Below are 14814 nucleotides of genomic sequence, written 5' to 3' on the forward strand. Positions count from 1 at the left end.
CTGCCTTCTTTCCGCGGTACCAGTTCACAGACCCGGCTGCGCGCCCCGCTGGAGCTGGTAGACCCTGATCTCCTCCAGACGCCGCAACAGCTCCTCCTCGTGCCGAGTGAACTCCTCGTCGTCGATCTGCCCCTCCTCCCGCGCGCGTTCCAGGGTCACCAGCGCCTCTTGCACGGGAGCCGGGTCGTAGTACTCCTGCTCGGCGGCTTGGATCACCTTGTCGATCACCCAGCCGACGCCCCGGAAGGGGGCGAGCGGCAAGGTCAGGATGTCCACGACCAGTCCCACACCGGGCCTCCTCGTCAGGCGAAGCTGTACGGCGGCAACGGCCCGCGCAGCCGCAGTTCGACGCCGTCCCCGAGCCGCCCCGCCACCTCGTGCTCCGCGCGCCTGAACTCCTCGGCGCGGTCGCCCTCCACCAGGAAGGACGCGCTGACGAAGTACTGCTGTGAGGGCGGCGAGACCTTCTCGGCCAGCGTCAGCGGGCGCAGCGCGGCGAGTACCTCCCCGGCCAGCGCCTCCTGCCGTACCTGCACCTCCTGGGCCACGAGCTGGCCGAGCGCGAGCCGGTCCTCGTACGTCCCGCCGCCGTCGCGGGTCGCCTCGTTGAGCGTGCGGACCTGCTCGGACCCGGTGAGTACGGCGCGCAGCAGCACGTCCTCGGCCTGGACGCCCTTGACGTTGAACTCGGCCCGCCCGACGAGTTCGTCGAGGCGCTGGGCGAACAGCTCGGCCCGCTCGTCGAGCACCGCGCGCACGGCGTCCTCGTCGGGGGCGACGTAGCCGAAGCCCAGCGGGAGGACGACGCCGTCGGCCCACAGGGCCTCCTGCGTCTCGTGGTGGGCCGTCAGGGCGTCGCGGCTGAGGGACAGTTGCTCGGGGGCGTCACTGACCACGGCGCACAGCTCGCCGCTGCGTACCGTACGGACCTTTGTGGGCGCCTCGCCGACGCCCTTGAGCCCGTCCAGCCGCAGCGGGTGCGACGCCTTGGTGATCCCGTAGACGTACAGTGCCATCGGCCGCTCACTCCTCCCGGTCCCTGGAGGAACGGCGGCCGGAGCCGCGTTCCGCGCGTGTGTGCTGCTTCTCGCGCTCGGGGCGTCGCCTCTCGCGGTCGTCGTCGTCCTCGCGCCCCTTCTGGAGGGACTCGGTGACCGCCTGGACCGCGCCGGTCAGCGCGCCCTTGCTCTTGCCCCGGGCCCCGCCCTCGGTGGCCTCACCGACGATGTCCGACAACTGGGCGGGGGCCTTGCGCCCCGTCTCCAGGTCCAGCCGGTTGCAGGCCTCCGCGAAGCGCAGATACGTGTCGACGCTGGCGACGACGACACGGGCGTCCACCTTCACCAGCTCGATGCCGACCAGGGACACCCGCGCGAACGCGTCGATGACCAGTCCCCGGTCGAGGACGAGTTCCAGTACGTCGTACAGAGTTCCCGAACTGCCCGAGGCGGCGGAAACGGCGCCGCCCTCGCCCTGCGGCACCACAGTCACGGCACTGCCCCCTAACGGTTGTCCCTGTCAGTGGTTCCTGTCGACCTGTGCGCGCGTGTACCGGCGTCCGCGCTCGTATGCCAGCAGCGCGCCCGTGGGGTCGAGAACGACCTGGTAGCTGGCCATCACGCTGCTCGTCTGCGGGATGCGCTCCAGCTCCACGACCTCGACGTCGGCCTCCCAGCCCTGCTCGGTCGGCTTCAGCGCGGAGACCGACTCGGGGGCCCGGCCGAGCAACTCGGTGAGCTGCTCGGCCGCGCTTCGCATGGCCTCGGCAGCGGAGACCCGTTTCTGCTCCGTCATGTGCTCACTCCCCCTCCATCATCGACCTTGCCCATGGCATATGCCACTCAACGGGGACCGTGCGGCAAAAAAGTGCGAGGACCCGTGCAACCCTCCCGGCGGCCGGTGGGTCGTACTTGGCATCGGGACTCCGGGAGGGGATTCCGGGGGGGATCTTGAGGGGTCCCGAAAAGGGGAGGGGAAAAGGGGAGGGAACGCGAGGGGGCCGGTCGACGGACCGGCCCCCTCGAAGCGTCGAAGCGTCGAAAACGTCAGGGAATGGCGTTTTTCAGGCAGCCTCGGCGGAGTTCCTCAGCTCAACCCCGGCGGAGTTCCTCAGCCAGCCTCGGCGGAGTTCCCCAGCAAACCCCAGCGGAGTTCTTCAGCCAGCCCCGGCGGAGTCCCTCAGCTCAACCCAACCCCAACTCCTCCAGCTCCCCAGCCGACGGATACGACTCCTGCGCCCCCGCCCGCGTCACCGCCGCCGCCCCCACCCGCGCCGCGTAGGCGGCAGCCCGCGCGAGCGGCTCACCCGCCCCCAGCCGCCAGGCCAGCGCCGCCGTGAACGCGTCGCCCGCGCCGGTGGTGTCCACGACGTCCACCCGTACCGACGGCACCCGCGCGACCCCCTCCCGGGACGCGACGAGCGCGCCCTCCGCGCCCAGGGTGACGACCACCGAGCGCGGCCCCTTGGCCAGCAGCAGCCGCGCCCAGTCCTCGGGCGCGTCGCTGACACAGGCGTCGCCGAGGATGACCCGGGCCTCGTGCTCGTTGACGATCAGCGGGTCACAGGCCGCCAGCACCTCGCCGGGCAGCGGCCGGGGCGGCGACGGGTTCAGCACGAACCGGCTGTCGGGCGCCAGGCTCCGGACCACCTCCACGACCGTCTCCAGCGGGATCTCCAACTGCGCCGAGACGACCCGGGAGGCGTGGAAGAGGCTGGCCGCGGCGCGCACGTCGGCCGGGGTGAGCCTGCCGTTGGCGCCGGGCGACACCACGATGCTGTTGTCCCCGGACGGGTCCACCGTGATCAGCGCGACGCCGGTCGGCGCCCCGCCCACCAGCACGCCCACCGTGTCGACCCCGGCGGCGCGCTGCGAGTCCAGCAGCAGTTCCCCGTGCGCGTCGGCGCCGACCCTGGCCAGCAACGCCGTACGCGCCCCCAGCCGGGCGGCGGCGACGGCCTGGTTGGCGCCCTTGCCGCCCGGGTGGACGGCCAGGTCGGAGCCGAGCACCGTCTCCCCGGCGTCCGGCCGCCGCTCGACGGCGATCACCAGGTCGGCGTTGGCCGAACCCACGACCAGCAGGTCGTAGTGGTACATCAGCACCCTCATCTCCGTACATGGCTGTCAGTCGCACCCGCTACGGTCGGATCATGTCCAATGAGGCGGGGCACGCGCAGGGGGAACGGCGATTGGCCGTCCTCGAAGGCGTCCTGGAGCGGATCACCTACGCCAACGAGGAGAACGGCTACACGGTCGCGCGGGTCGACACCGGCCGCGGCGCCGGAGACCTCCTCACGGTTGTCGGCGCGCTGCTCGGCGCCCAGGTCGGGGAGTCGCTGCGGATGGAGGGCCGCTGGGGCTCCCACCCGCAGTACGGCAAGCAGTTCACCGTCGAGAACTACACGACCGTCCTCCCGGCCACCGTCCAGGGCATCCGCCGCTACCTCGGATCGGGCCTGGTCAAGGGCATCGGACCGGTCTTCGCCGACCGCATCACCCAGCACTTCGGGCTGGACACCCTGAAGATCATCGAGGAGGAGCCCCAGCGGCTGATCGAGGTCCCGGGGCTCGGCCCCAAGCGGACCAAGAAGATCGCCGACGCCTGGGAGGAGCAGAAGGCGATCAAGGAGGTGATGCTGTTCCTGCAGACCGTGGAGGTGTCCACCTCCATCGCGGTGCGCATCTACAAGAAGTACGGCGACGCGTCCATCTCCGTCGTCAAGAACCAGCCGTACCGGCTGGCCGCCGACGTCTGGGGCATCGGCTTCCTCACCGCCGACAAGATCGCCCAGTCCGTGGGCATCCCGCACGACAGCCCGGAGCGCGTCAAGGCGGGGTTGCAGTACGCGCTGTCGCAGTCCACCGACCAGGGCCACTGCTACCTCCCGGAGGAGCGCCTGATCGCCGACGCGGTCAAGCTGCTCCAGGTCGACACCGGCCTGGTCATCGAGTGCCTCGCCGAACTGGCGACGCCCGACGAGGACGGCGGGGACCCCGGCGTCGTACGCGAACAGGTGCCCGGCCCCGACGGCTCCCCGGAGCCCGTCACCGCCGTCTACCTGGTCCCCTTCCACCGCGCCGAACTCTCCCTCTCCGCCCAGTTGCTGCGCCTGCTGCGCACCGAGGACGACCGTATGCCCGGCTTCCGGGACGTCGCCTGGGACAGGGCGCTGACCTGGCTGAAGGGCCGTACCGGCGTGGAGCTGGCGCCCGAGCAGCAGGCCGCCGTCCGGCTGGCGCTGACCGAGAAGGTCGCCGTCCTCACCGGTGGTCCGGGCTGCGGCAAGTCCTTCACGGTCCGCTCGATCGTGGAGCTGGCCCGCGCGAAGAAGGCGAAGGTCGTCCTGGCCGCCCCCACCGGCCGGGCCGCCAAGCGGCTCGCGGAGCTGACCGGCGCCGAGGCCTCCACCGTCCACCGGCTGCTGGAGCTGAAGCCGGGCGGTGACGCGGCGTACGACAAGGACCGCCCCCTGGACGCCGATCTGGTGGTGGTCGACGAGGCCTCCATGCTGGATCTGCTGCTGGCCAACAAGCTGGTCAAGGCGGTGCCGCCGGGCGCCCACCTGCTCTTCGTCGGGGACGTCGACCAGTTGCCCAGCGTCGGCGCGGGCGAGGTGCTGCGCGATCTGCTCGCCGACGGCGGCCCGATCCCGGCGGTGCGGCTCACGCGCGTGTTCCGCCAGGCCCAGCAGTCCGGCGTGGTGACGAACGCCCACCGGATCAACGCGGGGCGGCATCCGGTGACCGACGGCATGAAGGACTTCTTCCTGTTCGTGGAGGACGACACCGAGGAGGCGGGGCGGCTGACGGTGGACGTGGCGGCTCGCCGCATCCCGGCGAAGTTCGGCCTAGACCCGCGCCGGGACGTGCAGGTCCTGGCCCCGATGCACCGGGGACCGGCCGGTGCGGGCGCCCTGAACGGCCTGCTCCAGCAGGCCATCACTCCGGGCCGCCCGGACCTTCCCGAACGGCGGCTGGGCGGCCGGGTGTTCCGCGTCGGCGACAAGGTCACCCAGATTCGCAACAATTACGAGAAGGGCAAGAACGGGGTCTTCAACGGCACCGTGGGCGTGGTCACCTCGCTCGACCCGGTCGAGCAGCGGCTGACGGTGCTGACGGACGAGGACGAGGAGGTTCCGTACGAGTTCGACGAGCTGGACGAACTGGCACACGCGTACGCGGTGACCATCCACCGCTCGCAGGGCAGTGAGTACCCGGCGGTCGTCATCCCGGTGACCACCGGCGCCTGGATGATGCTGCAGCGCAATCTGCTCTACACCGCGGTCACCCGGGCCAAGCGGCTGGTCGTCCTGGTCGGGTCGCGCAAGGCGATCGGCCAGGCGGTGCGCACGGTGTCTGCGGGGCGGCGCTGCACGGCGCTCGACCACCGCCTCGCGCCCCGTGGTGAGCGCCTGCCGCCAAAAAATGATCGATCAAACGAGTCGTGAAGGTCACAGACCACTTCCGGATGGGGAAGTGAGCGGGCAGGATGAGCAAGTTGGCGGCACTGAGTGCCGCCAATAAGCCCAATGGTCGACCCCGAGTGCACTCTCCTGAGCCAAATGGGGGATGGTAGAGACAGTCAGGGCACCTCGAAGATGAGGCACTACGTCGGTGAGGGAAGACGTGAGCGACAACTCTGTAGTACTGCGGTACGACGGCGGCGAGTACACCTACCCGGTGATCGATAGCACGGTCGGGGACAAGGGCTTCGACATCGGAAAGCTGCGGGCCCAGACCGGTCTGGTGACCCTGGACAGCGGCTACGGCAACACCGCCGCGTATAAATCGGCCGTCACCTACCTCGACGGCGAGGCGGGCATCCTGCGGTACCGGGGCTACCCGATCGAGCAGCTGGCCGAACGCTCCACCTTCCTCGAAGTGGCCTACCTGCTGATCAACGGTGAGCTGCCGACCGTCGACGAGCTGTCCGGCTTCAAGAACGACATCACGCAGCACACCCTGCTGCACGAGGACGTCAAGAACTTCTACCGGGGCTTCCCCCGCGACGCCCACCCGATGGCCATGCTGTCGTCGGTCGTCTCCGCGCTGTCCACCTTCTACCAGGACAGCCACAACCCGTTCGACGAGCAGCAGCGCAACCTCTCCACGATCCGGCTGCTCGCCAAGCTCCCGACGATCGCGGCCTACGCGTACAAGAAGTCGGTCGGCCACCCGTTCGTCTACCCGCGCAACGACCTCGGGTACGTCGAGAACTTCCTGCGCATGACCTTCTCGGTCCCCGCGCAGGAGTACGACCTGGACCCGGTCGTCGTCTCCGCGCTGGACAAGCTGCTGATCCTGCACGCCGACCACGAGCAGAACTGCTCCACCTCCACCGTCCGCCTGGTCGGCTCCTCGCAGGCGAACATGTTCGCCTCGATCTCGGCTGGCATCAACGCGCTGTGGGGCCCGCTGCACGGCGGCGCCAACCAGTCCGTCCTGGAGATGCTGGAGGGCATCCGCGACGCGGGCGGCGACGTCGACTCCTTCATCCGCAAGGTGAAGAACAAGGAGGACGGCGTCCGGCTGATGGGCTTCGGCCACCGGGTCTACAAGAACTTCGACCCGCGCGCCAAGATCATCAAGGCGGCGGCGCACGACGTCCTCTCCGCGCTCGGCAAGTCCGACGAGCTGCTGGACATCGCGCTGAAGCTGGAGGAGCACGCGCTCTCCGACGACTACTTCGTCTCGCGCAGCCTCTACCCGAACGTCGACTTCTACACCGGTCTGATCTACCGGGCCATGGGCTTCCCGACCGAGATGTTCACGGTCCTGTTCGCCCTCGGCCGCCTGCCGGGCTGGATCGCCCAGTGGCACGAGATGATCAAGGAGCCGGGCTCCCGCATCGGCCGCCCGCGCCAGATCTACACGGGCGTCGTCGAGCGCGACTTCGTGCCGGTCGAGGCGCGTTGAGGGCGGTCGGGTCCGTCCGGACGCGCTGAGACGGCCGTCCAGGAGCGCTAGCTGAGACGGCCTTTTCAGGAGCGCTAGCTGAGACGGCCTTTTCAGGAGCGCTAGCTGAGACCGCCTTTCAGGAGCGCTGAGACAGCAGAAGGCGCCCCGGTGCGTCAGTCCCCCCACGGGCCGACGACCAGGGCGCCTTCCCATGTCCCGGTGCGGATTCCCCCCACGGGATCCGGCCGGGCGCCTGTGAGAACCAGCGCCTGAATCGCTGTCTTGCTCTACCGCTGTTGTGCATGTGCGATCTGCCGGGACAACGCACGCTGGGAGGGCCGCTCAAAGCTCCCCGGTTGTACGTGCCCCGGCAACGCAATCTCTGGGAAAGTCCCCCAAGACATCCCCAGATGCCAGCCAACGCCCCCCAAGACGCTGCCTGACATCGCCAACTTAGACCTTCGAACCCCTTCGATGGTTACGTTCACATCACTGTGATCTGCGTCTCTTGCATTTGTCCTGTTAGGTGCGCAAGAGACCCGGTTCCGTGAACGGGGCTCAAGCGTAAGGAAGATGCGCGAGCCTTGCCGGGACAGCCGGATCGCGTCCGCCGCCGCCCGCAGGTCCCCGCGCACCAGCGTCAGGTCGCCCGCCTCGATCGCCGCGTCCGTCCCGGTGCCCATCGCGAGCCCGAGGTCGGCCTGGGCGAGCGCGGCGGCGTCGTTCACCCCGTCGCCGACCATGGCGACGACCCGCCCCTCGCGCTGCAACCGCCGTACGGCGTCGACCTTGTCCTCCGGCAGCACCTCGGCGATCACCTCACCGATGCCGACCTCGGCGGCCACCGCCTCGGCGACGGTCCTGTTGTCACCCGTGAGGAGGACGGGCCGCAGCCCGAGCGCCGTCAACCGGGCGACGGCCTCGGCGCTGGTCTCCTTGACCGCGTCCGCGACGGCGACGACCCCCCGCGCGGCCCCGTCCCAGCCCACCAGCACGGCCGTACGGCCCGCCCGCTCGGCGCGCTCCCGCGCCTGGGCCAGCTCCTCGGGGACCTCGTCGAAGAGTCGCCCCACGACGACCTCGCGGCCCTCCACGCGCCCGCGTACGCCCTTCCCCGGCACGTTCTCGAACTCCTCGGCCCGCGGCAGCGCGCCGACCCGCTTCTCGGCGCCCACGGCCACCGCGCGGGCGACGGGGTGCTCGGAGGCGTGCTCCAGGGCGCCCGCGAGCCGCAGCACCTCCGTCTCGTCGGTGTCCCCGGCGGCGTACACCTCCTGGAGGGTCATCCGGCCGGTGGTGACGGTGCCGGTCTTGTCGAGGACGACGGTGTCGACGCGGCGGGTGGACTCCAGCACCTCCGGGCCCTTGATCAGGATGCCGAGCTGGGCGCCGCGGCCGGTGCCGACCAGCAGCGCGGTCGGGGTGGCCAGGCCCAGGGCGCACGGGCAGGCGATGATCAGTACGGCGACGGCGGCGGTGAACGCGGCGACGGCGTCCCCGGTGCTGCCCAGCCAGACGCCGAAGGTGGCGGTCGCGATCAGCAGCACCACCGGTACGAAGACGGCGGAGACCCGGTCCGCGAGCCGCTGCACCTCGGCCTTGCCGCTCTGCGCGTCCTCCACCAGCTTGGCCATCCGCGCGAGCTGGGTGTCCGCGCCGACCCGGGTGGCCTCGACGACCAGTCGGCCCCCGGCGTTCACGGTCGCGCCGGTCACGGCGTCCCCGACGGTCACGTCCACCGGCACGGACTCGCCGGTGAGCATCGACGCGTCGACGGCGGAGGCACCCTCGGTCACGGTGCCGTCGGTGGCGATCTTCTCGCCGGGGCGGACGACGAACCGGTCCCCGACGGCCAGCTCGGTGACCGGGATCCGCACTTCCCGCCCGCCCCGCAGCACGGCCACGTCCCTGGCGCCCAGCTCCATCAGCGCCCGCAGCGCGGCGCCCGCGCGGCGCTTCGAGCGGGCCTCCAGATAGCGGCCCAGGAGCAGGAACGCGGTGACTCCGGCGGCGACCTCCAGATAGATCGTCGAGGAGCCGTCCGTACGGGAGACGGTGAGGTCGAAGCCGTGCCGCATGCCGGGCATGCCCGCGTCGCCGAGGAACAGCGCCCACAGCGACCAGCCGAACGCGGCCAGCGTGCCCACCGACACCAGCGTGTCCATGGTGGCCGCGGCGTGCCGGACGTTGGTCCAGGCGGCCTTGTGGAAGGGCCAGCCGCCCCAGACGACGGCCGGGGCGGCGAGCGTGAGGGAGAGCCACTGCCAGTTGTCGAACTGGAGTGCGGGGACCATCGCGAGCAAAATCACGGGCAGGGCGAGCGCGACGGAGACCAGCAGCCGGTGCCGCAGGGTCTCGAGTTCGGGGTCGTCCGCCCCTTCTTCCCGCTCCTCGGCCTCCGGCCGGGGCGGCGCGGGCTCCTCGGCGGTGTACCCCGTCTTGACGACGGTGGCGATCAGGTCGGAGACCTCGGTTCCGGCCGGGTAACTGACCCGGGCCTTCTCCGTCGCGTAGTTGACGGTGGCCGTGACACCGTCCATGCGGTTGAGCTTCTTCTCGATGCGGGCCGCGCAGGAGGCGCAGGTCATCCCGCCGATGAGCAGCTCGATCTCGGCGGTCGGAGCGGTGGCCGGGGCGGCTATGCCGGAGTCGGCCGCGGTGGTGGTGCTGGTGCTGCTGGTCATGCCCGGGCTCCAGAGGAGGGCCGGGCCGTACGGGTGCGGGGCGACGGGTACGGCCCGGTGCCGTTGCGAGGGGGTGTGCTGGTCCGCCGGGTAGCGGGTCAGGCCTTGCCGACCAGCTCGTAGCCCGCCTCGTCGACGGCGGCGCGCACGGCCTCCTCGTCCAGCGGGGCGGCGGAGACGACGGTGACCTCGCCGGAGGCGGCGACGGCCTGTACGGAGCTGACGCCGGGCAGCTCGGACAGCTCGCCGGAGATGGCGCCCTCGCAGTGGCCGCAGCTCATCCCGCTCACCTTGTAGACGGCGGTGACGGAACCCTGGGTGTCGGTCTGGGCGGTCATGTCGTTACTCCTCGTCGAGGCGTGTGGGTCTGACGTGACCCCGGAGGAGGGGCCACGTTCACCACACTATACCCCCTGGGGGTACTTCTCAAAGGGCTGCCGCGGTGCGCTCCGCCGCCATCGGGGCCAGGTAGCGGATCACGGCGTTCTTCAGCTCCTGGATGTACGCGTCGCGCTCGGCGCCCTCGTGGGCGAGGACCAGCTCCAGGCCCGCCTTGTAGATGCCGAGGCAGACATGGGCGACGCGGGTGATGTCGGCCGGGGAGGTGTCCGGCAGGAGTGAGGCGAGCAGTGCCTCTATCCGGCTGAGCAGGTTGGTGTGCAGGGCGTCGTGCTGCTCGGCGATCCGGCCCGGGATGTCGGGGCCGTGCATCAGCGCGAAGAACACCGGGTGCTCGCAGTTGAAGGTGATGAACCGGTCCACGGCCCCCGCCACGGCCACCTCCAGCGGGGTCGCGTCGTCGACCGGGGCGAGCGCCTCGCCGTAGGTCTCGCGCATCTGGTGCATCAGACGGCCGCCCAGCTCCACCGCGATCGCTTCCTTGTTCGGGAAGAACTGGTACAGCGTGCCCGGCGAGACACCCGCCTCGCGGGCGATGGCGTTGGTGCTGGCGGCGGTGTAGCCGGTCGTGCAGAAGACGTTGGCGGCGGCCTCCAGCAACTGCGCGATCCGCCGCTCGCCGCGCGCCTGACGGCGGCGCGGCTTGTCCTGTGCCTCGTCCGCCGAGTCGTTCGCCCCGTTCGTCCCGTTCTCTGGTCGCTCCTCGGACACGCGTTATCCCCAGCTCTCCGGACGCGATTGACAAACACGAGCGACCGCTCGCATTCTGGAGAAACGCGAGCGAGTTCTCGTGTTTGCCAGTCTATGGCAATGGCACTCCCATGCTGCCTGCCCGTACGCGGGCAGATGGGCCACGGTGAAGGGGACACCGCAGGATGACCGAAGTCAAAAGTCCACCCAGGGCCGACCGGCCCAGGGTCGGGGGCTGGACCCGCTTCGTGACCGCCCGCCCGCGGCTGTCGCTGCTCGCGGCGCTGCTGGTGACCCTGCTCGCCGTGCTGGCGGGCGGCGGCGTCGCCGACCGGCTGGGCAGCGGCGGCTGGGAGGACCCGGCCGCGGAGTCGACGTACGCCACCGAGGCCCTGGAGCGCGAGTTCCCCGGCTCCCAGCCCAATCTGCTGCTCCTCGTCGACGCGGGCCGGGCCTCGGTGGACGACCCGGCCGTGGCCGCGCAGGCCGAGCGCCTCACCGACCGCCTGGCGGCCGAGGAGGGCATCACCGGCGTCGGCTCCTACTGGCAGTCCCGCTCACCCGCCCTGCGCTCCCAGGACGGCAGCCAGGCGCTGATCGCCGCCCGTATCACCGGCGACGAGACCACCGCGGGCGAGACCCTGGACCGCGTCGCACCCCGCTTCCAGGGCGGTCAGGGCCCGGTGGAGGTGCGGATCGGCGGCATCGTCGCCGTGCGGCACGAGATGCAGACGATCATCCAGGAAGACCTGGTGCGGGCCGAGATGATCGCCCTGCCGGTGACCCTGGTGCTGCTGGTGATGGTCTTCGGCAGCGCGATCGCCGCCCTGCTGCCGCTCGCCGTCGGCATCGTGGCGATCCTCGGCACCAACGCCGTACTGCGCGGCCTCACCGAGTTCACCGATGTCTCGGTCTTCGCGCTGAACCTCACCACCGCCCTGGGACTGGGCCTCGCCATCGACTACGCCCTGTTCATCGTCCGCCGCTTCCGCGAGGAACTGGCCACCGGCGCGGACCCCTTGGCGGCGGTGGGCACCACCCTGCGCACCGCGGGCCGCACCGTCCTCTTCTCCGCCCTCACGGTCGCGGTCTCCCTGGCGGCGATGCTGCTTTTCCCGCAGTACTTCCTGCGGTCCTTCGCCTACGCCGGTATCGCCGTCGTCCTGCTGGCCGCGGCAGCCGCGCTGATCCTGCTCCCGGCGGCCCTGGTGCTGCTCGGGCACCGGGTGAACTCCCTCGACCTGCGCCGCCTGTTCCGGCGCGGCGGTGACCGGGCGAAGGGCGCGGAGGAAGGCAGGGGCTGGGGCCGCGCGGCGGGCCTGGTGATGCGCAGGGCCCCCTTCTTCGCCCTGGGCACCACCGCGGTCCTGGTGCTGCTCGGGCTGCCCTTCCTGGGCGTGAAGTTCGGCACCGCGGACGACCGCCAGCTCCCCACCGACGCCGAGTCGCATGTCGTCCAGCAGTACATCCGCGACGGCTTCCCCGGCAGCCCCGGCGGCGGTCTGGAGATCCTCGCCGAGGGCCGTGCGACCGAGGCCCAGTACGCGGCCTACAAGGACCGCGTCGCCGACCTGCCGGAGGTGCTCCGCGTGGACGGCCCGCTGGTCCAGGGCGACTCGGCGTACTTCACGGTGCAGCCGAAGGGCGAGGCCGTCGACGAACCGGCCCAGCGCCTGGTGGGCGACATCCGCGCCCTGGACGCCCCCTTCGACACCTCCGTCACGGGCACGGCGGCGGTCCTGGTCGACTCCAAGGACGCGATCGGGGAGCAACTCCCCTGGGCGGCGCTGTTCATCACCGTCGTCACCCTCATCCTGGTCTTCCTGCTCACCGGCAGCGTCCTGATACCGATCCAGGCGGTGCTGCTCAACGCCCTCAGCCTGACCGCCATGTTCGGCGCCGTGGTGTGGGTCTTCCAGGACGGCCATCTCTCCGGCCTGCTCGACTTCACCAGCACCGGTTCCATAGAGACGACCCTGCCCGTCCTGATGTTCTGCGTCGCCTTCGGCCTCTCCATGGACTACGGCGTGTTCCTGCTGTCCCGCATCAAGGAGGAGTACGACCACACCGGCGACCACCAGCAGGCCGTACGGCACGGACTCCAGCGCACCGGCGGCCTGATCACCGCGGCGGCCGTCATCCTGGCGGTGGTGATGGTCGCCATCGGCACCTCCCGCGTCGCCAACACCAAGATGCTCGGCCTGGGGATCGCGCTGGCCGTGCTGATGGACGCCATGGTGGTGCGCAGCCTGCTGGTCCCGGCGGTCATGCGGCTGACGGGCCGCGCCACCTGGTGGGCCCCGGCCCCGCTGCGGCGCTTCCACGCGCGGTTCGGACTGAGCGAGGGGGAGACGACGGCGGCCACCGTTCCGGACGGGCAGGAGCGGGAGCAACGACGGGAGGAGGACAAGGTGGCGACGCGGGGCTAGCGTTTCGCGGACGTCCACGCGAGGCGGATGTCCACGCGAGGCGGACGTACCGGCGAGCGGACGTACCGGCGGCGGATGTACGGGCGAAGGGAAGAGGACGGCGCATGCGAGCTGTGGTGTTCGAGCGGTTCGGGGAACCTGCCGAGGTGCGGGAGGTGCCGGACCCGCGGCCCGTGGGGCACGGCGTGGTGGTGCGGGTCGAGGCCACCGGCCTGTGCCGCAGCGACTGGCACGGCTGGCAGGGCCACGACCCGGACATCACGCTGCCGCACGTCCCCGGCCATGAACTCGCCGGTGTCGTCGAGGCGGTCGGCGACCGGGTCACCGGGTGGCGGCCGGGCGACCGGGTCACCGTGCCGTTCGTGTGCGCCTGCGGCGGCTGCCCGTCCTGCGCCGCGGGCGACCAGCAGGTGTGCGAACGCCAGACCCAGCCCGGCTTCACCCACTGGGGCTCCTTCGCCCAGTACGTCGCGCTGGACCACGCGGACGTGAACCTCGTCGCCGTCCCCGAGGGGCTGTCCTTCGCCACGGCGGCCTCGCTGGGCTGCCGGTTCGCCACCGCCTTCCGTGCGGTGGTGCAGCAGGGTCGGGTGGCCGCGGGGGAGTGGGTGGCGGTGCACGGCTGTGGGGGAGTGGGACTGTCGGCGGTGATGATCGCCGCGGCGGCGGGCGCCCGCGTGGTCGCCGTCGACGTGTCACCCCGGGCCCTGGACCTGGCACGGAAGTTCGGCGCGGCGCACACCGTGGACGCCGCCCGCACCGAGGACACCGCGCGGGCGGTCCGGGAGCTGACCGGCGGCGGCGCCCATCTCTCCCTTGACGCCCTCGGCTCGCCCGCCACCTGCGCCGCCTCCGTGAACGGCCTGCGCCGTCGCGGGCGCCACCTCCAGGTCGGCCTGCTGCCCTCGGCCGACGGCACCACCCCCGTGCCGATGGCCCGCGCGGTCGCCCTGGAGCTGGAGATCCTCGGCAGCCACGGCATGGCGGCGCACACCTACCCGCCCCTGCTGGACCTCGTCCGCTCCGGCACCCTCCGCCCCGACCTGCTGGTCACCTCGGCGATAGGCCTGGACGCGGCCCCGGAGGCCCTGGCCGCGCTGGGCACGGCGCCGGGCGCGGGCGTGACGGTCATAGAGCCCTGGAGCTGAGCGCCGCCCACTCCCGGTCCAGCAGTCCCATCACCACCTCGTCCACCCACGCCCCGTCCCGCAGCTCCACCTCGCGCCGCACGCCCTCCACCACGAACCCGGTCTTCTCGTAGACGCGCAGGGCCCGGTGGTTGTGGGCGTAGGCGTCCAGTTGGATGCGGTGCAGACCGAGTCGCTCGAAGCCGTAGCCGACGATCAGCCGGGTCGCCTCGGTGCCGAGGCCGCGGCCCCGGCCGCGCGGGCCGAGGAGGGTGCGGAAGGTGCAGCCGCGGGCCTGCGCCTCCCACTCGTGCAGGACGACCTCGCCGACGAGTTCGCCGGTGGCCCGGTCGGTGACGGCGAGGTCGAGGCGGTCGGGCTGGTCGGCGCGGGTGGCGTACCAGGAGCGCACCCGCTCCGGGGTGAGCGCGGCGGGCGGGGTGCCGGTGAAGTGGGCGACCTCCGGGTCGCCGATGATCTCCCACATCACCTCGGCGTCGTCCGCGGTGAAGGGCCGCAGCACGGTCTTCTCGCCGGTGAGGACGGGTTTCACGGAGAAGTCCGTGACGCTGGGGAAGCTCATCCGCGG

Annotated in this window: 13 protein-coding genes; 4 read left to right on the forward strand and 9 right to left on the reverse strand. The window is 71.4% G+C overall.

From position 1 onward, the window contains the following. Nucleotides 1-24: 24 nt before the first annotated feature. The 5 genes from ACFVQG_RS13000 to ACFVQG_RS13020 form a co-directional block, all read right to left on the reverse strand. On the reverse strand, nucleotides 25-288 hold the full coding sequence (locus tag ACFVQG_RS13000) for a gas vesicle protein GvpG (RefSeq protein WP_383380589.1): 264 nt from the start codon (nucleotides 286-288) through the stop codon (nucleotides 25-27). Nucleotides 289-302: 14 nt separating this feature from the next. Continuing rightward, nucleotides 303-1016, reverse strand: a complete 714-nt coding sequence (locus ACFVQG_RS13005) for a GvpL/GvpF family gas vesicle protein (protein WP_383380592.1) — start codon at nucleotides 1014-1016, stop codon at nucleotides 303-305. A 7-nt stretch (nucleotides 1017-1023) separates the two neighbouring features. Continuing rightward, the gene (gene gvpJ, locus ACFVQG_RS13010) at nucleotides 1024-1485 is read right to left on the reverse strand and encodes a gas vesicle protein GvpJ (protein ID WP_383381713.1); all 462 of its coding nucleotides are present in this window, start codon (nucleotides 1483-1485) and stop codon (nucleotides 1024-1026) included. A 33-nt stretch (nucleotides 1486-1518) separates the two neighbouring features. Beyond that, a complete protein-coding gene (locus ACFVQG_RS13015) occupies nucleotides 1519-1794 on the reverse strand; it encodes a gas vesicle protein (protein WP_383380595.1) in 276 nt (91 codons plus the stop codon). A 389-nt stretch (nucleotides 1795-2183) separates the two neighbouring features. After that, on the reverse strand, nucleotides 2184-3095 hold the full coding sequence (locus tag ACFVQG_RS13020; protein ID WP_383381716.1) for a ribokinase: 912 nt from the start codon (nucleotides 3093-3095) through the stop codon (nucleotides 2184-2186). Between the two features lie 53 nt (nucleotides 3096-3148). Between ACFVQG_RS13020 and ACFVQG_RS13025 the strand changes: the two genes are divergently transcribed. After that, entirely contained in the window at nucleotides 3149-5446 is a 2298-nt protein-coding gene (locus ACFVQG_RS13025) for an ATP-dependent RecD-like DNA helicase (RefSeq protein WP_383380598.1), read from the forward strand. Nucleotides 5447-5624: 178 nt separating this feature from the next. Next, a complete protein-coding gene (locus ACFVQG_RS13030) occupies nucleotides 5625-6914 on the forward strand; it encodes a citrate synthase (protein ID WP_383380602.1) in 1290 nt (429 codons plus the stop codon). A gap of 269 nt (nucleotides 6915-7183) precedes the next feature. Here the strand turns inward: ACFVQG_RS13030 and ACFVQG_RS13035 are convergent, their stop codons facing one another. The 3 genes from ACFVQG_RS13035 to ACFVQG_RS13045 all read right to left on the reverse strand — a co-directional run bounded on the left by ACFVQG_RS13035 (nucleotide 7184) and on the right by ACFVQG_RS13045 (nucleotide 10690). Further along, complete coding sequence (locus ACFVQG_RS13035) at nucleotides 7184-9580, reverse strand: heavy metal translocating P-type ATPase (RefSeq protein ID WP_383380604.1); 2397 nt, start codon at nucleotides 9578-9580, stop codon at nucleotides 7184-7186. A gap of 98 nt (nucleotides 9581-9678) precedes the next feature. Then, nucleotides 9679-9918, reverse strand: coding sequence for a heavy-metal-associated domain-containing protein (locus tag ACFVQG_RS13040; protein ID WP_383380607.1), 240 nt, complete (start codon nucleotides 9916-9918; stop codon nucleotides 9679-9681). A gap of 88 nt (nucleotides 9919-10006) precedes the next feature. After that, on the reverse strand, nucleotides 10007-10690 hold the full coding sequence (locus tag ACFVQG_RS13045) for a TetR/AcrR family transcriptional regulator (protein WP_383380610.1): 684 nt from the start codon (nucleotides 10688-10690) through the stop codon (nucleotides 10007-10009). Nucleotides 10691-10854: 164 nt separating this feature from the next. On the opposite strand from ACFVQG_RS13045, the gene ACFVQG_RS13050 reads away from it, so the two are divergent. Both ACFVQG_RS13050 and ACFVQG_RS13055 read left to right on the forward strand, forming a co-directional pair. Further along, nucleotides 10855-13098 (forward strand): MMPL family transporter, encoded by a 2244-nt coding sequence (locus tag ACFVQG_RS13050; RefSeq protein WP_383380612.1) that lies wholly within the window; start codon nucleotides 10855-10857, stop codon nucleotides 13096-13098. Between the two features lie 104 nt (nucleotides 13099-13202). Then, entirely contained in the window at nucleotides 13203-14246 is a 1044-nt protein-coding gene (locus ACFVQG_RS13055) for a zinc-dependent alcohol dehydrogenase family protein (RefSeq protein WP_383380615.1), read from the forward strand. Here ACFVQG_RS13055 and ACFVQG_RS13060 read toward each other — a convergent pair. Next, nucleotides 14227-14808, reverse strand: coding sequence for a GNAT family N-acetyltransferase (locus ACFVQG_RS13060; RefSeq protein WP_383380618.1), 582 nt, complete (start codon nucleotides 14806-14808; stop codon nucleotides 14227-14229). The genes ACFVQG_RS13055 and ACFVQG_RS13060 overlap by 20 nt on opposite strands. Nucleotides 14809-14814 lie beyond the last annotated feature (6 nt).

Origin of the sequence: Streptomyces sp. NPDC057877 (assembly GCF_042796855.1) — a bacterium.
Lineage (GTDB): Bacteria > Actinomycetota > Actinomycetes > Streptomycetales > Streptomycetaceae > Streptomyces.

Coding starts and splice junctions, on each gene's coding strand:
- ACFVQG_RS13020 (WP_383381716.1), bottom strand. CDS start 3,095: ATGTACCACTACGACCTGCTGGTCGTGGGTTCGGCCAACGCCGACCTG.
- ACFVQG_RS13060 (WP_383380618.1), bottom strand. CDS start 14,808: ATGAGCTTCCCCAGCGTCACGGACTTCTCCGTGAAACCCGTCCTCACC.
- ACFVQG_RS13025 (WP_383380598.1), top strand. CDS start 3,149: ATGTCCAATGAGGCGGGGCACGCGCAGGGGGAACGGCGATTGGCCGTC.
- ACFVQG_RS13055 (WP_383380615.1), top strand. CDS start 13,203: ATGCGAGCTGTGGTGTTCGAGCGGTTCGGGGAACCTGCCGAGGTGCGG.
- ACFVQG_RS13050 (WP_383380612.1), top strand. CDS start 10,855: ATGACCGAAGTCAAAAGTCCACCCAGGGCCGACCGGCCCAGGGTCGGG.
- ACFVQG_RS13040 (WP_383380607.1), bottom strand. CDS start 9,918: ATGACCGCCCAGACCGACACCCAGGGTTCCGTCACCGCCGTCTACAAG.
- ACFVQG_RS13035 (WP_383380604.1), bottom strand. CDS start 9,580: ATGACCAGCAGCACCAGCACCACCACCGCGGCCGACTCCGGCATAGCC.
- ACFVQG_RS13015 (WP_383380595.1), bottom strand. CDS start 1,794: ATGACGGAGCAGAAACGGGTCTCCGCTGCCGAGGCCATGCGAAGCGCG.
- ACFVQG_RS13005 (WP_383380592.1), bottom strand. CDS start 1,016: ATGGCACTGTACGTCTACGGGATCACCAAGGCGTCGCACCCGCTGCGG.